General features: G+C 62.7%; 21 protein-coding genes and 1 pseudogene. 9 read left to right on the top strand and 13 right to left on the bottom strand.

Translation table 11 applies throughout. The annotated features are described in order from the left end of the window. Positions 1 to 24 precede the first annotated feature (24 nt). The 3 genes from LB543_RS26595 to LB543_RS26585 all read left to right on the top strand — a co-directional run bounded on the left by LB543_RS26595 (position 25) and on the right by LB543_RS26585 (position 2,566). Positions 25 to 897, top strand: a complete 873-nt coding sequence (locus tag LB543_RS26595) for an undecaprenyl-diphosphate phosphatase (protein WP_140812863.1) — start codon at positions 25 to 27, stop codon at positions 895 to 897. A 147-nt stretch (positions 898 to 1,044) separates the two neighbouring features. Further along, a complete protein-coding gene (locus LB543_RS26590; RefSeq protein WP_140812862.1) occupies positions 1,045 to 1,671 on the top strand; it encodes a transglutaminase-like cysteine peptidase in 627 nt (208 codons plus the stop codon). 103 nt (positions 1,672 to 1,774) lie between these two features. After that, positions 1,775 to 2,566, top strand: a complete 792-nt coding sequence (locus LB543_RS26585; protein ID WP_140755106.1) for a phosphodiester glycosidase family protein — start codon at positions 1,775 to 1,777, stop codon at positions 2,564 to 2,566. A gap of 5 nt (positions 2,567 to 2,571) precedes the next feature. Here the strand turns inward: LB543_RS26585 and LB543_RS26580 are convergent, their stop codons facing one another. Then, the gene (locus LB543_RS26580) at positions 2,572 to 3,204 is read right to left on the bottom strand and encodes a DedA family protein (RefSeq protein ID WP_140812861.1); all 633 of its coding nucleotides are present in this window, start codon (positions 3,202 to 3,204) and stop codon (positions 2,572 to 2,574) included. Positions 3,205 to 3,529: 325 nt separating this feature from the next. Here LB543_RS26580 and LB543_RS26575 point away from each other — a divergent pair, with 325 nt between their 5' ends. Continuing rightward, positions 3,530 to 4,603, top strand: a complete 1,074-nt coding sequence (locus LB543_RS26575; protein WP_224616261.1) for a glycoside hydrolase family 25 protein — start codon at positions 3,530 to 3,532, stop codon at positions 4,601 to 4,603. Between the two features lie 39 nt (positions 4,604 to 4,642). Here the strand turns inward: LB543_RS26575 and LB543_RS26570 are convergent, their stop codons facing one another. Then, complete coding sequence (locus LB543_RS26570) at positions 4,643 to 4,831, bottom strand: hypothetical protein (RefSeq protein ID WP_224593866.1); 189 nt, start codon at positions 4,829 to 4,831, stop codon at positions 4,643 to 4,645. A gap of 84 nt (positions 4,832 to 4,915) precedes the next feature. Here LB543_RS26570 and LB543_RS34230 point away from each other — a divergent pair. Both LB543_RS34230 and LB543_RS26560 read left to right on the top strand, forming a co-directional pair. Next, positions 4,916 to 5,437: pseudogene (locus tag LB543_RS34230) on the top strand (DUF3592 domain-containing protein); the annotation flags it as partial. Beyond that, complete coding sequence (locus LB543_RS26560; protein ID WP_263498837.1) at positions 5,370 to 6,002, top strand: DUF3592 domain-containing protein; 633 nt, start codon at positions 5,370 to 5,372, stop codon at positions 6,000 to 6,002. The pseudogene LB543_RS34230 and the gene LB543_RS26560, both read left to right, overlap by 68 nt. Positions 6,003 to 6,055: 53 nt before the next feature. Here the strand turns inward: LB543_RS26560 and LB543_RS26555 are convergent, their stop codons facing one another. After that, a complete protein-coding gene (locus LB543_RS26555) occupies positions 6,056 to 6,373 on the bottom strand; it encodes a hypothetical protein (RefSeq protein WP_224616260.1) in 318 nt (105 codons plus the stop codon). 182 nt (positions 6,374 to 6,555) lie between these two features. Between LB543_RS26555 and LB543_RS26550 the strand changes: the two genes are divergently transcribed. Next, the gene (locus LB543_RS26550) at positions 6,556 to 7,077 is read left to right on the top strand and encodes a hypothetical protein (protein ID WP_224616259.1); all 522 of its coding nucleotides are present in this window, start codon (positions 6,556 to 6,558) and stop codon (positions 7,075 to 7,077) included. Positions 7,078 to 7,289: 212 nt separating this feature from the next. On the opposite strand, the gene LB543_RS26545 is transcribed toward LB543_RS26550, so the two are convergent. The 6 genes from LB543_RS26545 to LB543_RS26520 all read right to left on the bottom strand — a co-directional run bounded on the left by LB543_RS26545 (position 7,290) and on the right by LB543_RS26520 (position 15,147). Further along, positions 7,290 to 11,081, bottom strand: coding sequence for a vitamin B12-dependent ribonucleotide reductase (locus LB543_RS26545; RefSeq protein WP_224616258.1), 3,792 nt, complete (start codon positions 11,079 to 11,081; stop codon positions 7,290 to 7,292). A gap of 675 nt (positions 11,082 to 11,756) precedes the next feature. Next, positions 11,757 to 12,068, bottom strand: a complete 312-nt coding sequence (locus tag LB543_RS26540; protein WP_224616257.1) for a PilZ domain-containing protein — start codon at positions 12,066 to 12,068, stop codon at positions 11,757 to 11,759. Positions 12,069 to 12,172: 104 nt separating this feature from the next. Continuing rightward, positions 12,173 to 12,661, bottom strand: a complete 489-nt coding sequence (locus LB543_RS26535; protein WP_224616256.1) for an NUDIX hydrolase — start codon at positions 12,659 to 12,661, stop codon at positions 12,173 to 12,175. Positions 12,662 to 12,870: 209 nt separating this feature from the next. After that, complete coding sequence (gpt, locus tag LB543_RS26530) at positions 12,871 to 13,371, bottom strand: xanthine phosphoribosyltransferase (RefSeq protein ID WP_140755086.1); 501 nt, start codon at positions 13,369 to 13,371, stop codon at positions 12,871 to 12,873. A gap of 116 nt (positions 13,372 to 13,487) precedes the next feature. Beyond that, positions 13,488 to 14,321, bottom strand: coding sequence for a universal stress protein (locus tag LB543_RS26525; protein ID WP_140755084.1), 834 nt, complete (start codon positions 14,319 to 14,321; stop codon positions 13,488 to 13,490). An 82-nt stretch (positions 14,322 to 14,403) separates the two neighbouring features. Next, on the bottom strand, positions 14,404 to 15,147 hold the full coding sequence (locus tag LB543_RS26520; protein WP_224616255.1) for a competence/damage-inducible protein A: 744 nt from the start codon (positions 15,145 to 15,147) through the stop codon (positions 14,404 to 14,406). Positions 15,148 to 15,593: 446 nt separating this feature from the next. Between LB543_RS26520 and LB543_RS26515 the strand changes: the two genes are divergently transcribed. Continuing rightward, entirely contained in the window at positions 15,594 to 15,875 is a 282-nt protein-coding gene (locus LB543_RS26515; RefSeq protein ID WP_140755080.1) for a hypothetical protein, read from the top strand. 67 nt (positions 15,876 to 15,942) lie between these two features. Here the strand turns inward: LB543_RS26515 and LB543_RS26510 are convergent, their stop codons facing one another. The 4 genes from LB543_RS26510 to LB543_RS26495 all read right to left on the bottom strand — a co-directional run bounded on the left by LB543_RS26510 (position 15,943) and on the right by LB543_RS26495 (position 18,142). Next, positions 15,943 to 16,182 (bottom strand): DUF2188 domain-containing protein, encoded by a 240-nt coding sequence (locus LB543_RS26510; protein WP_027145493.1) that lies wholly within the window; start codon positions 16,180 to 16,182, stop codon positions 15,943 to 15,945. 28 nt (positions 16,183 to 16,210) lie between these two features. Next, positions 16,211 to 16,489 carry a DUF982 domain-containing protein gene (locus LB543_RS26505; protein ID WP_032935880.1) on the bottom strand — a complete coding sequence of 93 codons (279 nt, stop codon included), beginning with the start codon at positions 16,487 to 16,489 and terminating at the stop codon, positions 16,211 to 16,213. A gap of 100 nt (positions 16,490 to 16,589) precedes the next feature. Then, complete coding sequence (locus LB543_RS26500; protein ID WP_224616254.1) at positions 16,590 to 16,907, bottom strand: SH3 domain-containing protein; 318 nt, start codon at positions 16,905 to 16,907, stop codon at positions 16,590 to 16,592. Positions 16,908 to 17,038: 131 nt separating this feature from the next. Then, a complete protein-coding gene (locus LB543_RS26495; protein ID WP_140755074.1) occupies positions 17,039 to 18,142 on the bottom strand; it encodes an NADH:flavin oxidoreductase/NADH oxidase in 1,104 nt (367 codons plus the stop codon). A 157-nt stretch (positions 18,143 to 18,299) separates the two neighbouring features. Here LB543_RS26495 and LB543_RS26490 point away from each other — a divergent pair, with 157 nt between their 5' ends. After that, a complete protein-coding gene (locus tag LB543_RS26490; RefSeq protein WP_224616253.1) occupies positions 18,300 to 18,878 on the top strand; it encodes an NUDIX domain-containing protein in 579 nt (192 codons plus the stop codon). Positions 18,879 to 18,900 lie beyond the last annotated feature (22 nt).

Below are 18,900 nucleotides of genomic sequence, written 5' to 3'. Positions count from 1 at the left end.
GATCTCTCCCGCATGGAACCCGACATGGCTGATATCTGCACGCAAGGCGTCGACACGGGCTTTGTCGGCCTTGGATTTGCCAAGGTCGCATTCCTCGGCCTGGTGCAAGGCATCACCGAACTGCTGCCGATTTCCTCGACCGCCCATATGCGCATCGTGCCGGCCGTGCTCGGCTGGCAGGATCCGGGTTCCGCCTTCTCTGCCGCCATGCAACTGGCGGCCCTTGCCGCCGTGGTCAGCTATTTCTGGGGCGATGTGAGGGATCTTCTGTTCGGGTCGCTCGACGCCCTCACGCGCCGCGATTTTGCCGACCGGCATTTCCGCCTGGCGCTGTGGATCGTGCTGGCGACGATCCCCATCGTCATCGCCGGGGTGGCGCTCTCGGGCGTTCTCAACACCTGCAATTCGCCGTTGCGTAGCCTGAGTGTGATTGGCTGGGCCTGCATCGCCATGGCGGTCCTGCTGGGGCTGGCGGAAATCCTTGCCCGCCACCGGCGCACCATGGCCGACGCGTCGCTGGCCGATGCACTGCTGGTCGGCATCGCGCAGATCGGCGCCTTGATACCCGGAGTTTCCCGTTCCGGCTCGACCCTGACGGCGGCACTGGGGCTTGGCTTCAAGCGGGCGGAGGCGGCCCGTTTCTCGTTCCTGCTCGGGCTGCCGGCCATCGCGCTCGCCGGCCTCAAGGAATTGTGGGAACTGCACAAGGTGCATCTCGATGCCCATGGATGGTCGGTTCTCGGCATGGGACTGCTTGTGGCCTCGATATCGGCCTTTTTCGCCATCTGGGGCCTGATGCGCGTGCTGGAACGCTTTTCCGCCTGGCCCTTCGTCATCTATCGCGGCGTGCTCGGGGTTGTCTTGCTGCTCGGCGTGGCAACGGGATGGCTTGCCTAGGCCGGATCGGCACGCTTCCGGTGTTGCGCGGCTGCAACCGCCGGGAGGACATGAACCCATGCCCGAAGATGTGATCGGACGCCTTCATTGACTTCCGGCAACATCCGCCCTTAACGTTCTGTTAACAAAACAGATGGGCGGGGCCGGATGGCATCCTTGATGGGTTGGCGCCGGAAGGCGAAGGGGCTGGGGCTCGCGATTGGCCTGATTGCTTTCTGTTCGGCGGCGAGTTCCGCCTACACGGCTCCCGTTTCCATGGTTATCGGCGGCTCGACCTCCCAGCCGATCGGCCACTATGATTTTTGCAAGATCCATTCCGCCGAGTGCTTGATCCGTTCACCCGACAGCGAGCCGGCACGACTGACCGCCAAGCTGTCGCGGGAGATCAGAGCCGTGAACCTTTCGGTCAACGCACGCGTCAAGCCGATGAGCGACATGGACAATTACGGCAAGGAGGAATGGTGGGCCTATCCGGACAATGGCTTCGGCGATTGCGAGGATTACGCGCTGGAAAAGCGGCGTGAGCTCAACAGCCTGGGCATTGCCATAGCCAACCTCCTGATGACGGTGGTTCGCAAGCCGGACGGCGAGGGCCACGCCGTGCTGACGGTGCGTACCGACAAGGGCGACTTCATCCTCGACAATCTCGTCGACAAGGTTCGTGTCTGGAACCAGACGCCGTATCGCTATCTGAAAAGACAGGCGAGTGACGACACCGGGCACTGGGTCTCCATTCTTGCCGGCGAAGAGAAGCTGGTCAGCGCCGTCAAATAGCCGTCGGGCCGTAGTCCACGCTTCTCCTCGAGCAAATCCTTCATCGTGCCGGCAAGCGGTGCTATCCACGACAATTCGTTGGGACCGACAATCCGGAACGCGCATGGATTTTTTGACTCTCCTGCATTCTGCGCCCTTGTTGCTGACCTTGGTCAAGGGCGCGTTGCCCCACGCGGTCGCCACGATGATGGCATTCGGCCAGTGGTTCGCTTCGGTGCCGCCTTGCCGTGACGTCGCCTTCGAGGCCGCGAGCTTTCTCGTCTGCGAGGTCGATCCGAAACTGTATTCGATCGAACTGTTCTGGAAAGACCCGGCGGGCAAGCCTTTTCAATCGCTGCACAATCTCGACAGCGCCCAGCGCACGGCCGGCCGTACCATGTTGTTTGCCATCAATGGCGGCATGTATCATCCGGACCTCAGGCCGGTCGGCCTCTATGTCGAACGCGGCCAGGAAATGGCCGGTGTGAAGACGGGCTCGGGAAGCGGCAACTTTTCGCTGCAGCCGAATGGCATCTTCTACGTCGGCGGCGGCAAGGCCGCGGTCCGGGCGACCAGGGACTTCGTCAGGCAGCGGCCAGCCACCGACTATGCGACGCAATCGGGGCCAATGCTGGTGATCGACGGCCAGCTTCACCCGAAATTCCGGTCCGACGGCACGTCGCGCAAGAGCCGCGACGGCGTCGGAGTGCGAAAGGATGGGGTTGCCGTCTTTGCCATCTCGAACGGCACGGTGACGTTCCATGCCTTCGCCCGCCTGTTTCGCGACGTGCTCGGCTGCGACAACGCGCTCTTTCTCGACGGCACGATATCGAGCCTGCTCGCTCCGGCCCTCGGCCGCAACGACGACTACTGGAACCTGGGGCCGATGATCGGCGTCTTCAGGAAGCGCGGCTGAACGCCCTAAGCCCGGGTATCGCGCCTGCCGCGCAGTCTGATGACAATAACGACGACGATGATCGCCGCCGCCATGGCCGCGATCACCGCCAGGCCGAACAGGCTGGTTGCGTCTAGCTCAGGCAGATTGTCGGCCCCTTTCGCCACCAGCCACCCAGGCGACAGCACGACCGGCGCCCAGATGATCGCCGACAGGATGTTGGCGATCTGGAAGCGGCGCCTGTTCATCCCCATCATGCCCGCGACCAGCGGCACGGTGGCACGCACCGGACCGAAGAAGCGGCCGACGAAAACCGCGGCGAAACCGTAGCGATGGAAGAACAGGCGCGCCCTGGCGATCTCGCGGCGATAGCGGTTGAGCGGCCATTTGTGGACGACGCCGCGCCCGAGCCATTTGCCGAGAAAGAAGGAGATGGTGTCCCCGAGCGCCGCGCCGATCATCGCGGCGAGGAGGACCGGCAGTGGCTGGACGATACCGGCACCCACCAGGCCGCCGACGATGATCAGCACCGTGGTGCCGGGCAACAGGATGCCGACCAGCACCAGCGATTCGCCGAAGGCCAGCAATCCGACCACGAGGCCCGCCCAGGCCTGATGGTTCTCGATGAAACCAACGCTCTGGTCGATGAACGACTGCACGCAAGCTCCCTTTGAAAGTGTTCCTCAGCTGCCGCTGTCGAGCAGGCTCCTGAGTTGGTCGAGCTTGTCGTTGACGAGCCAGCCGCGTGGCCCGGCGCCTTTTCGAGATTCATGGGAACGCCGGCGCATACGCCGCATACCGTTCTCAACAGCCATATCATGGCGCTGTCAAGGCTTGGCCGGGCCGCTCCTGCGACTGTCTGAAAGGGGCCACAGCCATGGTAAAAAACTTGATTCAAACTTTATTGGTAATTTCTCGTTCATAACTCGTCTGGTTGTCCGTCGGCCGTCGCCTTCGGTCTGTTGTGTTTGAGTACAGGTCCAGATGCGGTTACCAGGCGTCATCAGTTTCGTGATCGCATCGCTGTGCCTTGCCGGCTGTTCGTCGACATCGGGCATGGACGCGCTCGACATGCAGAAGCCGTCCAATGAGACGACCAGTTCGGTGGTGCGGCCAAGCGCGCCGATCACATCCGTTCCGGTGGCCAAGGCAAACGCGGCGCGCAATCGGGTTGAGGTTGCGCCCGAGGACGACACCGCTCGGCCCTTCGGCCTTGCGGAGGAAGAGACGGTGGCGTTTCCCGCACCCGAACTGCCCGACAGCGTCGAGCCGCCGATCGAGGAGGCTGCCCTGGTGTCGCCGCCGAAACTGTTGTCGCGGGCGGCGCCGCCCATGCTTGCAGGCCCGGTCACGCGCTACGGCTTCCGCGATGCCAAGCCGATCAATTTCGGCCGCTCGTCGCCCCGTCACCTTGCCGTGCATGGTGTCGACGTGTCGCGCTGGCAAGGCGACGTGAATTGGGAGAAGCTGCGCGCCCAGGGCGCCAACTTCGCCTACATCAAGGCGACCGACGGCGGCGACCATCTCGACCCGATGTTCACCAGGAACTGGCGCGGCGCCGACGCCGCCGGCCTGAAGCGCGGGGCCTATCACTTCTTCTACTGGTGCCGCACCGCCGGCGAGCAGGCCGACTGGTTCATCCGCAACGTGCCGAAGGTGGAAGGCGCGCTGCCGCCGGTGATCGACGTCGAGTGGAACGGCGATTCCAGCTGCCAGCGGCGCCCGTCGCGCGAAAAGGTGCTGGAGAAGATGCAGGTGTTCATGGACAAGCTGGAGCGCCACTACGGCCAGCGGCCGATCATCTACACGGCGCCGGATTTCTATCGCGACAACCTTCAGGGCGCCTTCCCGGACTACCCGTTCTGGCTGCGCGCTGTGGCCCGGCACCCTTCAAAGGTCTATCCCGATCGCAAGTGGCTGTTCTGGCAGTATTCCGGCTCCGGCCTGTCGCATGGCGTGACCGGCCGCATCGATCTCAACGTCTTCCACGGCGATGAGTGGCAATGGCGCGCCTGGGCCGGCGGCGGCGGCCGGCAGATGATGGCTGACTCGGACTAGGGCGCGACACCTTCCACCGCCCAAGCGCTCATTCCCGGCCTATCGGAACTGGTTGCTTCCGGCGTTCTTTTCCTCGCTCAGCCGCAGCCGCGTCCTCAGGCTCATGATCTCGGCGATGGCGGCATCGATCATGGCGAGAAGCGTCAGCGTGTCGTGCTGGGTCGGATCGGCCCTGACATAGGCGAGCTGGTTCACGATATCGGTTTCGTCGTCTGCTTTGTCACTCATGCGCATCGTCCCGGCTGTTGTCTTCCTGGATTTTATCCGATCGGGTCGATCGTCAAGTAGCCCTTTTATCACGTCGTCGTGCGGATGGCGTTGCCGGCGTTCATTTCCGATCTTGCGAATAGACGAGACATTTCCGGCGCCGTGCTGTCTATATGCGGGCTGCTGCACTCTTGGTCGTCGGGGGGCGAGTTGGAGCTCAAATTTCTATTGGTTGGCTTTGCCTGCACGGTCGCTGGCATGCTGTCGATCGTCACCTTCCTGAAATGGCGAGAGGTCAAGGCGGCCAGCCGCTGGTTGCCGACGCCTGGAAAGATCGTCTCGTCGCGCGTCGAGGCGCGCGAGGTGACGAGCTCGGGCACTGGCTCGGAGAGCAGCACTTCGACCGAAATCCGCAATTTTCCGGCCATCACCTATGAGTACAAGGTGGGCGGCAAGACATTCCAAAGTTCGCATTACAGCGTGCAGGAGAACCTCGGGAATTTCGAAGTCGCGGAAACCCTTGCGCGGTTTCCGCGCGGCACGGCGGTAACCGTGTTCTATGACCCATCCAGGTCCGGGCAAGGCCGTCATCGAGCGCACCATGCCGGTTGGCGCCTTCAAGTTCATGGTCCAGCTTTCGGCGGGGCTGGTGGTTGGTGCGCTGGTGCTGGTGTTTTCCGTCGGTGGCGTGCTGGAGGCAATCGGGCCGCATTTGCCCAAGCCGCAGAACCTCGGTGCCGCGGCGTTCCTGCTCTTCATGGGTCTTTTTGTGCTGCGCATGGGCTTTGCCCAGAAATCGATGGCCGGGCAGGCGGCAAAATGGCCGACCACGGCCGGCCGTATCGATGCGTCCGGCCTGCAGGCGATCAAGACCCGCGGCCGGTTCGAAGGCGTGGGCTACCGGCCTTGGCGCACCGTCTTCAAATCCCGCATCGTCTACAGCTATGGTGTCGCCGGACAGCGCTACAGCGCCGATCGTGTCGCTTTCGGCGCCAGCGAGACGGCCTCGCTGCCTGGCCTCGTCGGCGGTCAGGCGCGGCGGTCTGTCGAGGGCAGCAAGGTCGACGTGCACTACGACGCCGCCAATCCCGCCTCGGCGGTGCTCGAATGCCGGGTGCGCGGGCTCTGGCTGCTGTGGGTCTGTTCGGCAGGCTTTCTCGGCGGCTCGGCCTTGCTGGTCGGACTGGTCTGAGCGTCGCCGCCTTCAGCAGCGGACGAGAGGTCCGCTATCGAATCCCCGCCAGGTCAATCGCACCGTCGCGCCATCTCTTTTGATATGGATGATGGGGAAAATGGCTCGTCAAGCGATGGGGCCTCGCCATAACACTGGCTGGCGCGAACCACCCAACCTGTGGCGGTTTTGCGGAAGCTCGCGTGCTCGCAGCCGAGGTTGGGAAACGACAGGGCCGACTGATCCACGGTGAAGACAGTCTGGCTCTGGACGTCGGCGGTCGCATGGCAGTTCAACCTGTCCCTGGACCACGTCCCGACATAGGGCGCTGCTGCTGCGGCCGGCACAATCGTAGTTGCGGAGATCGCCTTGAGGATTGCCAAACGCTGCATCTTTGTCCCCCTGGGCCGCTGTGTCTGATCATACAGATTGCGGGTTTGTGTGGCGCAAGTTTCGATCGACGTGCGATAAACGCAGCGGTTCCGGATTTCGCTTATGGTTTTGCACGGATGATGCGACTGTGCAGCCCGGCACGCAGCCGGCCTTGCTTCACAACGTTTTCCCCGAGATTTCGATGATCATTCGCAAACTGGCCTTGGTCGTCCTGGCTTCGCTCGGGCTCATGCAGGCAGCGAGCGCCAGGGAATGCCTCCTGAGCCACGCCACCTATAGGGAGCCACGCTCGGGCGCGGTCATGCAATTCCGGCTGCTCGACAACGAACCGGCGGCACTGACGACGCAGGTGTTCTCGCTGACCGTGCCCCATACCGACATAAGCCTGCCGGCCGACATTACCTGGACCAACGGCAAAAATTCATTTCCGCTCGGCACCATCCGCCGCACCTGCACCGACGGCGACCTCGAAGCGGGTCTGCAGGACGGCAGCGGGCTGTGCAGGATATGGGACGGGCAGATCTACGCCCTGACCGGAGGCGGCGCCGAGCAGCTGAATTCCCACGAAGCGACACCGGCGCCGAAAGGGCTGTTGCTGCCGCAGTTCGGTGCGACGTTCAGCGAATGGCCCGACTTCGCCAACGCCAACCCCGATGGCTCAGCCTGGGATGCCTTTTCCTTGACGGGATGCAGCGATGAATAGCGCGATGGGGCTGATCAACCTGACCTGGTTGCGTCAGTGACGGGTAACTGCCGTGCCGAAGAACTCGCACTATCACGCCCGCCGATCGACAAGTGCGTCGGGAAAAGCACCGTAACATCATCGGTTCGGTCGTAAGGTCGGTCGAACAAAACACCGAGGCCGACCCTCTCGGGCCGGCCTCGGATACCGTGAATAGGAAGTGCCTTAGATTCTCAGCTGCACCCGCTCGTGGCGCCGCACGTATCGCACTTCTCGCAAGTCCCATTCCTTACCATGGTAAAATTCTGGCACTCGGAGCAGGAATTGCCGGTGTAGCCCTGGAGCAGCGATTTGGCGCGGCGGTCGGCGGCGAGTTTCTTCGCTTCGGCCGCTTCATGGGCCGCCGTATCGGTGAACAGCGCCGCGGTGGTATCAGTCGAGGCGTCGGAGGCCGCTTCCTCGAAGGCAATGTCTTCCGCCAGCTCCTTGGCCCGCTCCTCATAGTCGCGCTTGTAGGCGACCGCCTCGTCGCTCGCCGGCTTCAACGCCAGCACGTTGGAGCCGGAGAAGGCTGTCGGCGCCGAACGGGCAGGGGTGCCGGAGGAGCCGGCAAAACCCTTCGGCTCGCCTGCCCTCGAAACCAGCTTCACCGGCGAGCCGCGGGTCAGGCCCTTGGAGACGGCGTCGGTCTTGCCTTCGCTGATGCCGCGGCCAAGTGCGGTGTTGGAGAAGTCCGACTGGTCGACATGGGCGAGGTCGTTGCGGCCGAGATAGGAAATGGCGAGCTCACGGAACACGTAGTCGAGGATCGACGTCGCGCTCTTGATGGCATCGTTGCCGATAACCATGCCGGCCGGTTCGAACTTGGTGAAAGTGAAGGCGTGCACATATTCGTCGAGCGGCACGCCATATTGCAGGCCGAGCGAGATCGCGATGGCGAAGTTGTTGAGAAGGCCACGCAGCGTGGCGCCTTCCTTGTTCATGTCGATGAAGATCTCGCCGAGACGGCCATCGTCATATTCGCCGGTGCGCAGGAAGATGGTGTTGCCACCGATCTTGGCCTTCTGCGTGTAACCCTTGCGGCGGCCGGGCAGCTTCTCCTGCTCGCGCGACACGCGTTCGATGATGCGCTCGACGATGCGCTCGGTGATCTGCGCCGCGCGCGCCGCCGCCGGTGCCTGGATCAGCTGCTCGACCGTATCGTCCTCATCCTCCTCGCCATCGGCGAGCAGCGAGGCATTGAGCGGCTGCGACAGCTTCGAGCCGTCGCGGTAGAGCGCGTTGGCCTTCAGCGCCAGCTTCCAGGACAACATGTAGGCGCTCTTGGCGTCCTCCACCGTCGCGTTGTTCGGCATGTTGATGGTCTTGGAGATGGCGCCGGAGATGAAGGGCTGCGCCGCCGCCATCATCTGGATGTGGCTGTTGATCGAAAGCGAGCGCTTGCCGATCTTGCCGCAGGGGCTGGCACAATCGAACACGGCGAGGTGTTCGGCCTTGAGGAAGGGCGCGCCTTCCAGCGTCATCGCACCGCAGACATGGATGTTGGCGGCCTCGATGTCCTTCCGGGAGAAACCCAGCGCCGGCAGCATTTCGAACGAGAAGTCGTTGAGCTGTTCGTCGGTGAAGCCGAAAGTCTCCTTCACCCAGTCGGCGCCGAGCGTCCACTGGTTGAAGACGAACTTGATGTCGAAGGCCGACTTCAGCGCGGCGTTGAGCGCCGCGATCTTGTCGTCGGTGAAGCCCTTGGCCTTGAGCGAGCCGGGGTTGACGGCCGGCGCCTGGTTGAGATTGCCGTGGCCGACGGCGTAGGCCTCGATCTCGGCGATCTGGCTCTCGGAGTAACCGAGCGTGCGCAGCGCTTCCGGCACGGCGCGGTTGATGATCTTGAAATAGCCGCCGCCGGCGAGCTTCTTGAACTTCACCAGGGCGAAGTCGGGCTCGATGCCGGTGGTGTCGCAATCCATGACCAGGCCGATCGTGCCGGTCGGCGCGATCACGGTTGCCTGCGCGTTGCGGTAGCCGTGCTCCTCGCCGAGTTCGATGGCGCGGTCCCAGGCGGCCCTGGCGTGGGTGGCCAAATCCTGCTGCTTCAGGTCCGACGCCACGAGAGGCACCGGATTGACGGCGAGTTTTTCGTAACCGTCCTTGTCGCCATAGGCGGCGCGGCGATGATTGCGCATGACGCGCAGCATGTTCTGGGCGTTGCGGTCATAATCGGGGAAGGCGCCGAGTTCGGACGCCATTTCCGCCGAGGTCGAGTAGGCGACGCCGGTCATGATGGCGGTCAGCGCGGCGCAGATGGCGCGGCCCTCGTCGGAATCGTAGGGAATGCCCGAGGTCATCAGCAGGCCGCCAATATTGGCGTAGCCGAGGCCCAGCGTGCGGTAGTCGTAGGAAAGCTTGGCGATCTCCTTCGACGGGAACTGCGCCATCATCACCGAGATTTCGAGAACCATGGTCCACAGCCGCACGGTGTGCTCGTAGGCAGCGATATCGATCGTGCCGTCGGCGTTGCGGTAGGGAAGCAAATTGATCGAGGCGAGATTGCAGGCCGTGTCGTCGAGGAACATGTATTCCGAGCACGGGTTGGAGGCCCGGATCGCACCCGCCGAAGCGCAGGTGTGCCAGTCGTTCATCGTCGTGTTGAAATGCAGGCCCGGATCGGCCGACGCCCAGGCGGCGTAGCCGATCTTTTCCCACAGGTCCCGCGCCTTCAGCGTCTTCAAGACCTTGCCATCCTTGCGGGCGGTCAGGTGCCAGTCGGCGTCGGTCTCGACGGCGCGCAGGAAATTGTCCTTCAGCGACACCGAATTGTTGGAGTTCTGGCCCGAGACCGTCAGGTAGGCGTCAGAATCCCAGTCGGCGTCGTAGGTCTTGAACGACATCGAGGTGTAGCCCTGCTTGGCGAACTGGATGACGCGGTAGATGTAGTTCTCCGGCACCGCCGACTTCTTGGCCGCCTTGATTTCGCGCTTCAGCGCCGTGTTGACGGCCGGATCGAAGCAGTCGTCGTCATGGCCTTCGCAGTTGACGCAGGCCTTCATGATCGCTTCGAGATGCTTCTTGACGATCTTGGAGCCGGTCACCAACGAGGCGACCTTCTGCTCTTCATTGACCTTCCAGTCGATGAATTCCTCGATGTCGGGGTGGTCGGCGTCGACGATGACCATTTTCGCCGCGCGGCGCGTCGTGCCGCCCGACTTGATGGCGCCCGCCGCACGGTCGCCGATCTTGAGGAAGCTCATCAGGCCGGACGAGCGGCCGCCGCCGGACAGCTTTTCGCCTTCGCCGCGCAGCAGCGAGAAGTTCGAGCCGGTGCCGGAGCCATATTTGAACAGGCGCGCTTCTCGCACCCACAGATCCATGATGCCGCCCTCGTTGACGAGGTCGTCCTGCACGCCCTGGATGAAGCAGGCATGCGGCTGCGGATGCTCGTAGGAGGACTTCGACTTGGTCAGCTTGCCGGTGAAGGGGTCGACATAGAAGTGACCCTGGCTCGGACCGTCGATGCCGTAGGCCCAGTGCAGGCCGGTGTTGAACCATTGCGGCGAATTCGGCGCGACGCGCTGGGTGGCCAGCATATAGGCAAGCTCGTCGCGGAAGGCGCGCGCATCTTCCTCCGACGCCTTGAAGTAGCCGCCCTTCCAGCCCCAATAGGTCCAGGTGCCGGCCAGCCGGTCGAAGACCTGGCGGGCGTCGATCTCGGAACCGTAGCGCTCGGCTTCCGGCAGCTTGGCGAGCTCGACCTCATCGGCGACGGAGCGCCACAGGAAGGAGGGGACGTCGTTCTCCTCGACCTTCTTCAGGCGCGCGGGAACGCCGGCCTTGCGGAAATATTTCTGGGCCAGGATGTCGGCGGCGACCTGGGAGAACTGCGCCGGCACATCGATGTTGTCCAAGCGGAACACCACCGAGCCATCCGGATTCTTGATCTCGGAAAGCGCCTTGCGGAATTCGATCTCCGCATAAGCGGCCCCTTCTTGGCCTGCATGTCCTGGCTTGGTGAAACGACGCTCGATGCGCATTGGTCCGGTCCCTTTTGTCTATATATAGCGCTTTCATCAGGGGATTTCTGCCCCCAAAAGACGAAACGCGCTGTCCGCCGTTTGCCGGCATTGCGAACAATGCCGGCATCTCCTCTTCGCGGGCGCGGCCACGCACACGACAAAACGCCTTGCCGAGCGTTTGCCGAGGCTGCCAACCGACCCCGCGGGTCCCTCAAAACTGAATTTTTCGATTCCCTCACCTGAGGGAAATTCACACTATCTAGCGTCGAACCTGCCTGCAAACCCTAAATATAGTGTTAACAGACAATTTATTCCAGTCCGACAATTCTCCCTTTCGTCGCCCCACCACCCCACGATCCCAACGCTTCCGCCGGCCTCGTAAACAGGCGGAAATGCGGGCAAAACGCACATAATCCGGGAAAAAGACCGGGCTCAGAACTTTCCGGTCGCACTCTCAACAGGAGCGCATGGCCTATAAAAGGCGACTCGTTTCGAGCCGTCAAGGATTCGTTTGCGTAGCTTTTGTGACCCCAACATCTTGTGTGTCACACATGTGGATAACGGGGATAGAATGGGCCGCTGTGGCGGCCATTTTCCGGCGGCAAGTATTTGCGATCACCGGTCCGCCTACGCGGGCTGCGTCAAGACTGTCCGGCGGGTTCAAAAAAGCCCGGCAGGCGGATGCGCAGGGAGTCAGCCGTAGTGCCGCTTCGGCTTGGGCTCGGTACCGGCGAACTGTACGCCGATCCGGTCGTTGCGGCGCCAGCGGACTTCGCAGCGATAGGCGACGCCGTCGAGCGGCACATAAAGAAGGAATTGGTCGGGAACCCGGGACTCGAGCGGGATTTTCAGTTCGGCGCCGCCCGCATGCTGGTCGCGCACCGTACAACCGATTTCTGAATTTCGGATCCCGGTGATGATCGTTCCACCTTTGAGCACGCGTGGCCGATGCTCGCGCTGCGGCTCAGGGGACTCTTGCTGAAATGGGTTTACAGGATTCGCCATCGATGAAACGCGCCAGACTGGCCCATTTCTATCGAAGAAAAATTAGCAAACCATTCACACGCGGTGCATCACATAGTTGTGAATCTGCCGCGATACACGTGCGCTCAGGAGAACCTGCGCGGGTCGGCGCAGAAATAGGCGATGATCTGACAGAGGTCGGGCTCATTGACCATGCGCACGGCCTCGCTGGAACTGACCCACCTGCGTGTGCGGGAATTTTTTTCCTTCCAGCGGTCGGCGATCTTGTCGACATGCAGCGGAAACACCAGCACCTCGCAAGGCACTTCTTCGCCCGAAGCCAGAACCTTGGCATAGAAATAGCGGCCGGCTTCGAGATGAGAGACGTTGCCGCGCAAACCGGCTTCTTCTGCGGCCTCGCGCGCGGCGGCTTCGCAGAGCGGCTCCTTGGCTTCCGGCCAGCCTTTCGGCAACACCCAGCGGCCAGTATCGCGGCTGGTGATCAGCATGACCTCGACGCCGTTCCCGACATCGCGCCAGGGCAGGGCGGCAACCTGCAGACGACACGGTGCCGTGCCGAAGAGTCGCCGGACCCTTTCAGCAAGGTGGTTGTGCGTCGTTGGCCGTGTCAACATCGAAGAAGCTAGCCCCAGCCTCCAGAATCGTTTGCCGTCTCATGAATCTTACGGCTAATTGTGACCAATAAAAGTAAAAACTTCGGTCACGCTGGCTGATTCCCGTCAACAAGGGTCGATTTCGCAGGATATCTTGTCGGCGGATCAGTCCGCGCAAGCAAATATTGTCGGCGGCGCTGGCTTGATTGGTAAAAACGGCTTGCCGCGAATCAGCCGGCGTGATCGTCGGCGATCGGCTTCTGATAGGTGAAGCCCATGTCCCAGGGAAAATAGATCCAAGTGTCCTGGCTGACCTCGGTGACGAAAGTATCGACCAGCGGCCGGCCCTTGGGCTTGGCGTAGACGGTCGCGAAATGGGCCTTGGGCATCATTGCCCGCACGATGCCGGCGGTCTTTCCGGTGTCGGTCAGGTCGTCGATGATCAGCACGCCGGCGCCATCGTCGGACAGCAAGGCCGGCGTGATCTCCTTCAGCACCTGTAATTGTCCCTGGCTGGTGTAGTCGTGATAGGAGGCGACGCAGACCGTCTCGATGACGCGGATGCCGAGTTCGCGCGAGATGATCGCCGCCGGAACCAGGCCACCGCGCGTGATGCAGACGATAGCCTTCCACTGGCCTTTGCTGGTGCCGGCAAGCCGCCAGGCAAGCGCGCGGGCATCGCGATGGAACTGGTCCCAGGAGACCGGGAAGGCTTTTTCGGGAAGGGACATGTCTCGCGCACTCCGCGGCACGCGACGGCCGCGTGCAAGAAAACAGGGGAATGCGCGCGGAATTAACTGGAAACCCCCGGCCTTGGCAAGGGTGGCTGGTAGCGATCGCTGTGGACTTATCGCGACAGGAAGGCCGCCACCTGCGCCGTGCGCAGCACCGTGCGTGTCACCCCGCCGAACAGAAGCTGGCGCAGCCAGGAGTGGCTATAGGCGCCAAGCACCAGGAGATCGGCGCCGGTCTCCGCGATTCTGTTCTGGATCATGTCGTCGACCGAGGTGCCGCCCGATTTCTGCACCGAGACACTGACGGTGGCGCCGTGGCGCGACAGGGCCGACGCTATTTCGGCGCCCGCGGCCTCCGGGCTTTCGTCGAGCGTATCGGGTGGATCGATGACCAGTATGTCGGTTTTCTCGGCCTCGATGATGAAGGGCAGGGCATCAAAGGCGGCGCGGGCGGCCTCCTTGCTGCCGTTCCAGGCGAGCAGAACGTGTTTGAAGGTGGTGACGAGAGGACCGGCATGCGGCACCACCAGCACCGGCCGGCCGGCATCGTAGACCAGCGTATCGACGTCTGCGCTCGGATCGCCGCCGGTCTCGCGTTGGGCGGCGATGATGAGATCGGCGGCGCGCACGCTTGAAATGCCGGTCAGTGCGCTGTCGCCGGAGAAGCTTTCCAGGCTCCGCCATTCGAAAGAGAGGCCGGAATCCTCGATACGCCTCAGGAAGAAAGCCTGGAGTTTCTCGGCCCGTTCCCGGTTCATGTCGGCGGAAACCTGCAGGAACTCCGTATCGGGAAAGCCCGTCGCCGACGTGTAGGGCACGGGGAGCGCCTCGGCATGGATACCGATCAGATGGCTCTCGAAGCGGCTGGCAAGCGGGATGGCGCAGTCGAGCACCCGCTCGCCGTCCTGTTCGTTCTGCAGAATGGCAACGATGGTCTTGAAACGCATGATGATCCCTCAACTTTGCGAGTGATGGACCTCGCGGCAGAAAAACGTTGCAGCGTCGTTCTTGGCTCCGGTTTGCGCCGGATCAGTTCGCCTTGCCGGCGAAGCCAGCCACCATGGCCTCGACATCGGCGCGCGCGGCCTCGAGCGCATCGGCGCTGCGGGCACGAACCACCAGTTCAGTCCAGAATTTGCCGTCGCCATATTTGGGGTAGGAGCCGATGATCGTATCCGGATGCGCTTTCTGGATCTCGCCCAATGGCCCGCCGACAAGGCCCTCGCCGAACGGGCAGTGCACCGTGGCCGACAGCATTTTGCTGCCGGCTCTCAGCGTCGGGACGACATTGTCGAGCATGGCCTGGAAGATCGAGGGCACGCCGGCCATGACATGAACGTTGCCGATGCGGAAACCGGGCGCCACGGACACCGGGTTGTCAATATGGTCGGCGCCGCGCGGCATTCGCGCCATGCGCTTGCGAGCCTCCGTGTATTCGATGCCGCGTGCGGCATAGCTCGCCTCCAGCAGGGCATAGGCCTTGGCATCGTATTCACAAGGCACGCCGAACGCCTTGGCGATCGAATCGGCCGTGATGTCGTCATGTGTCGGGCCGATGCCACCGGTTGTGAACACATAGGTATAGCGTGCGCGCACGGCATTCACCGCCGCGACGATCTCGTCTTCCTCGTCGGGAACAATGCGCACCTCCTTCAGGTCGATGCCGATCGCCGTCATGATATCGGCGAGGTGGCCGATGTTCTTGTCCTTGGTGCGGCCGGACAGAATCTCATCGCCGATGACAAGCATGGCGGCAGTGACGATTTCAGGCATGGAAGGCTCCGACAGACGGCCCGTCTGAATAGCGCGACCGACGGGCGGCGGCAATGCCGCCCAAACGGCGAACGATCCGGCATACACGGATATCACCTGGATTACGGTGGCTGGCATAGCTTGACCAGGACGGGAGAAAGCCTCTTTCCGATTGTTCTCGGACGCGGGGTGCGATCAACGACCGCCCCGCGAAGTCAGTCCGTTTTTTGCCATCCTTGCGGCGGCATCGCGGGCGGATAAGGTGCACGGCTCGGATCCCGGTGATGACGGATGCCGCAATTCGCCGCGCCTGAACAAGTCGTCGCCTTCATCGAGCGCATAGCGGCGCGCTTTTGTCGCCCGGCATCACCGCCACTTCACGAGAATTTCAGGGAACCATTCGGCTGACTATTGGGTTTCGACCGTGTCGCACCCAAGACGACCAAGGTAGATACGGAGTAACTAATATGTACGCGAAACTTCTAGCCGCATCCGCTCTGACGATTGGCCTCGCAACATCGGCCATGGCTCAGTCGTCAGAACCGACATATACCAACCATAGCTGGTGGCTGTTCGGCAACCATGAGGAGACAACCGTCGATCCGTACACCACCGGGAGCATCGACGCTTACGGCTCCGGGCTGAGCACCCAAGGCAACACTGGAGGTATCGGTCCATGTGCCCACAACACGCCTGGTCCCGACGCCAATTCCGGGCTGAACGTCAACGATAAGTACTGCGGGAAGTAATTCGATTCACGGGGCGCCGGTTGGCTGCGGATAGTTTCACACTATCCGCGGCCATCGCCTGTCGAGATCAATCCGAGATTTCGGTCTGAGGCCGGTCGCGGCCGTCTGCGAGTTCCTCGTGCCATTTGCCCTCGGCGTCCTCATACTGGATGCCATCGGTGGAACCCGCCACCTGTTGTTCGGCCGAAGCGATCTCGGCGGCGCGCAACGCGTCCTGATGGGTGGGAAATGTCTCCGAGAAGGTTGAGCCGACCTTATAGGCCCAGCCACCGTCATGCTCGACGATCTTGTAAGTCAGCTTCGCCATCAAAACCTCCAGTTAAAGGTCCGCCTGCTCAATGCAACCGGTCGTCGGGCAGCTTATCGTCGGGCACCAGCACTTCCGATTCCCTGGCGGCCTCGATCAGGGCCCGGCGCGCTTCCGCTGTCGAACGATAACCTTCCAGCACTTTGAGGCAAGTGTCGAGGGCATCACGATGTCGAGGCCCGCGATTAAGTGGCCACACGGTCATCAGGCACTCCGCTGCCTCCTGGGTCGAGCGGATATGGCGATATTTGCCGACATGGCCAAGCTCGACCACGACGGGCGTTTCAAAAGGCTTGTTGTCCATCATGGCCGCAACGCAAAGCAGCCAATTTGGTTGCAAAAATGGCCTTTGGTCTGCGCCCAAAGGTCGCGTCGCTTCCGCGGCGCGCACTAAATGCATTGGCGTCTCAGTAGCCGCAGTCGTTGCGTAGCCAGCGCGCATTCGCCCAGCCGGTGCCGCCGCCGATTTCGACCTGATACCAGTTGCCGCGCCGGTCGAAGATCTCCGTATGATCGCCGTTGAACAACTGCCCGATCATCCGTGAGGACGAGTTTGGCCATGTGCGCACGGCGAGAAAGCCGCTGCCGGTCGCCAGATTGTAACGGCCGGAGAGGCCGTGCACCGTACCCTCGCAATATTGCCCGACGGTCGGCGTCGAAGAGCCGAGCCAAATCCGGCCACGGCCATGAGTGCTGCAGCCGGCAAGAAATGCCCTGAACGACATGATTACCTCCCAAGCCCGGCCGCGCCCGCCGCAGCCTCACCCAGCGTAGCAGTTCGCGGCCAGAATTGAAGCGGGCCTTGGCAAACCGTCCGGGACCACGAGCAGGGGCGCCGGTCTCGGGAGAACGGCGATCAGCTCGCCGCCTTCATCCAATGTTCCATCGTCGTCACCGAGCGGGCGAGCTGCGGCGCCGGATGGATCTTTTCGCTGAAGGTGGCCGCCGCACGCCATCCCCAGCGCGGATCGGCGAGGAAGGCGCGCGCCAGCGCCACCATGTCGGCGCGACCTTCGGCGATAACAGCCTCGGCCTGTTTCGGGTCGTCGATCAGGCCGACCGCACGGGTTGGAATGCCGGCGCCCTTGCGTACGGCTTCCGCCAGATGCACCTGATAGCCCGGCCCGGTGGGCAATTTCTGCAATGGCGAATTGCCGCCGCTCGAGCAGCAGAGATAGGCGATGCCTTCGGCCTTCAGCGCTTTCGCCACCTCGATCGCGTCCTCGACGTCAAAGCCGCCATCGACCCAGTCCTTCACCGACAGCCGTGCGCCGAGCATCAGCCTTGGCACTGCTTTCTTCACCGCCCTGGCGATCTCGACGACAAGACGCATCCGGTTTTCCAGCGAGCCGCCCCAGCGATCCGTGCGCTGGTTGGACAGCGGCGACAGGAACTGGAAGATCAGGTAGCCATGCGCCGCATGCAGTTCGATGAAGTCGAATCCGGCACGTTCGGCCCGCCTTGCGGCTTCCGCGAACCGCTCGATGAGCTGCAGGACTTCCTCGTCGTCCAGGGCGTGCGGCACGTTCCAGCCGGTGTCGTAGGCGATGGCCGAGGCCGAGACGGTCTGCCAGGGATCCTCGTTTGGCTGCAATGGGCCGCCACCTTCCCAGGGCTTGCGGTTCGAGGCCTTGCGGCCAGCATGCGCCAGTTGCGTGCCGAACTTCGTGCCGGGTGCGGCCACGCGCCGGGCCGCGTCCAGCGCGCGGCGCGCGGCTGCTTCATTGTCTTCGGAATAGAGGCCGAGACAGCCATGGCTGATGCGTCCGCGCCGCTCGACATCGGTCATCTCCACCGTGACCATGCCGGCGCCGGACATGGCCAGGTTCATCCAGTGGTAGAGATGCCAGTCGCTGGCCGACCCGTCCTCGGCGGAATACTGGCACATCGGCGCCACGGCGATGCGGTTGGGAAAGGTGAGGCCATCGAGTGTGATCGGCTGGAAAAGCGATGTCGTCATGAAGAAACTCCGGGGAGGGGAATGCGCTATTTAGGCAATGGCACCCTTCCATACCACACACGAGACAGTGAAGGGCGCTGCACCAATCGCTGGCCCGATTGCGCCTGTACCGGTTCGCGGCTACGCCTGCGTTCGCCAGCAAGCTTCGAGGTGTCAGATGGAAGACCGCGTTCGTATCCGCTCGGAAGAGATTGTCTCCGACGACTGGGCGGTTCTGAAGAAGACCGTGCTCGACTATCGCCGGCGTGACGGACAATGGGAGACGCAGATTCGCCAGACCTATGATCGCGGCGACGGCGCGGTGATCCTGCCCTACGACCCCCAGCGTTCGACCGTGCTTCTGGTGCGCCAGTTCCGCTATCCCGCTTATGTCACTGGCCACCGCGAACCGCTGATCGAGGCCTGTGCCGGATTGCTGGACGAAAACGATCCGGAAACCGCCATCCGCAAGGAAGCCGAGGAAGAACTGGGTTACCGGTTGAACAGGATCGAGCGGCTGTTTTCACCCTATATGAGTCCGGGCAGCGTCACCGAGCGGCTCTGGTTCTTCATCGCCCGCTATTCGCCCGCCGACCGCATTTCGGCCGGCGGCGGCGCTCCAGAGGAGGGCGAGGACATCGAGGTTCTGGAAATGCCGCTCGACGAAGCGCTGGCCGGCATCGCCGACGGCCGCATCGTCGATGCCAAGACCATCATTCTGATCCAGCATCTGAAGCTTAATCCGATGGCAGCTTGATCGGAGACCAAGGAATTCCAAT

It is taken from the genome of Mesorhizobium sp. ESP7-2, from assembly GCF_020164715.1.
GTDB lineage: Bacteria > Pseudomonadota > Alphaproteobacteria > Rhizobiales > Rhizobiaceae > Mesorhizobium.
Note: the sequence above shows the minus strand (reverse complement) of the source record. Positions and strands in the feature narration are given on the sequence as shown.

Bases quoted from the DNA above. Each gene is read 5' to 3' on its own strand.
- LB543_RS26535 (WP_224616256.1), bottom strand. From the start codon at position 12,661: ATGTTGACACGGCCAACGACGCACAACCACCTTGCTGAAAGGGTCCGG.
- LB543_RS26490 (WP_224616253.1), top strand. From the start codon at position 18,300: ATGGAAGACCGCGTTCGTATCCGCTCGGAAGAGATTGTCTCCGACGAC.
- LB543_RS26595 (WP_140812863.1), top strand. From the start codon at position 25: ATGGCTGATATCTGCACGCAAGGCGTCGACACGGGCTTTGTCGGCCTT.
- LB543_RS26545 (WP_224616258.1), bottom strand. From the start codon at position 11,081: ATGCGCATCGAGCGTCGTTTCACCAAGCCAGGACATGCAGGCCAAGAA.
- LB543_RS26590 (WP_140812862.1), top strand. From the start codon at position 1,045: ATGGCATCCTTGATGGGTTGGCGCCGGAAGGCGAAGGGGCTGGGGCTC.
- LB543_RS26505 (WP_032935880.1), bottom strand. From the start codon at position 16,489: ATGATGGACAACAAGCCTTTTGAAACGCCCGTCGTGGTCGAGCTTGGC.
- LB543_RS26520 (WP_224616255.1), bottom strand. From the start codon at position 15,147: ATGCCTGAAATCGTCACTGCCGCCATGCTTGTCATCGGCGATGAGATT.
- LB543_RS26570 (WP_224593866.1), bottom strand. From the start codon at position 4,831: ATGAGTGACAAAGCAGACGACGAAACCGATATCGTGAACCAGCTCGCC.
- LB543_RS26495 (WP_140755074.1), bottom strand. From the start codon at position 18,142: ATGACGACATCGCTTTTCCAGCCGATCACACTCGATGGCCTCACCTTT.
- LB543_RS26585 (WP_140755106.1), top strand. From the start codon at position 1,775: ATGGATTTTTTGACTCTCCTGCATTCTGCGCCCTTGTTGCTGACCTTG.
- LB543_RS26575 (WP_224616261.1), top strand. From the start codon at position 3,530: ATGCGGTTACCAGGCGTCATCAGTTTCGTGATCGCATCGCTGTGCCTT.
- LB543_RS26500 (WP_224616254.1), bottom strand. From the start codon at position 16,907: ATGTCGTTCAGGGCATTTCTTGCCGGCTGCAGCACTCATGGCCGTGGC.
- LB543_RS26540 (WP_224616257.1), bottom strand. From the start codon at position 12,068: ATGGCGAATCCTGTAAACCCATTTCAGCAAGAGTCCCCTGAGCCGCAG.
- LB543_RS26515 (WP_140755080.1), top strand. From the start codon at position 15,594: ATGTACGCGAAACTTCTAGCCGCATCCGCTCTGACGATTGGCCTCGCA.
- LB543_RS26560 (WP_263498837.1), top strand. From the start codon at position 5,370: ATGACCCATCCAGGTCCGGGCAAGGCCGTCATCGAGCGCACCATGCCG.
- LB543_RS26510 (WP_027145493.1), bottom strand. From the start codon at position 16,182: ATGGCGAAGCTGACTTACAAGATCGTCGAGCATGACGGTGGCTGGGCC.
- LB543_RS26550 (WP_224616259.1), top strand. From the start codon at position 6,556: ATGATCATTCGCAAACTGGCCTTGGTCGTCCTGGCTTCGCTCGGGCTC.
- LB543_RS26555 (WP_224616260.1), bottom strand. From the start codon at position 6,373: ATGCAGCGTTTGGCAATCCTCAAGGCGATCTCCGCAACTACGATTGTG.
- gpt (WP_140755086.1), bottom strand. From the start codon at position 13,371: ATGTCCCTTCCCGAAAAAGCCTTCCCGGTCTCCTGGGACCAGTTCCAT.
- LB543_RS26525 (WP_140755084.1), bottom strand. From the start codon at position 14,321: ATGCGTTTCAAGACCATCGTTGCCATTCTGCAGAACGAACAGGACGGC.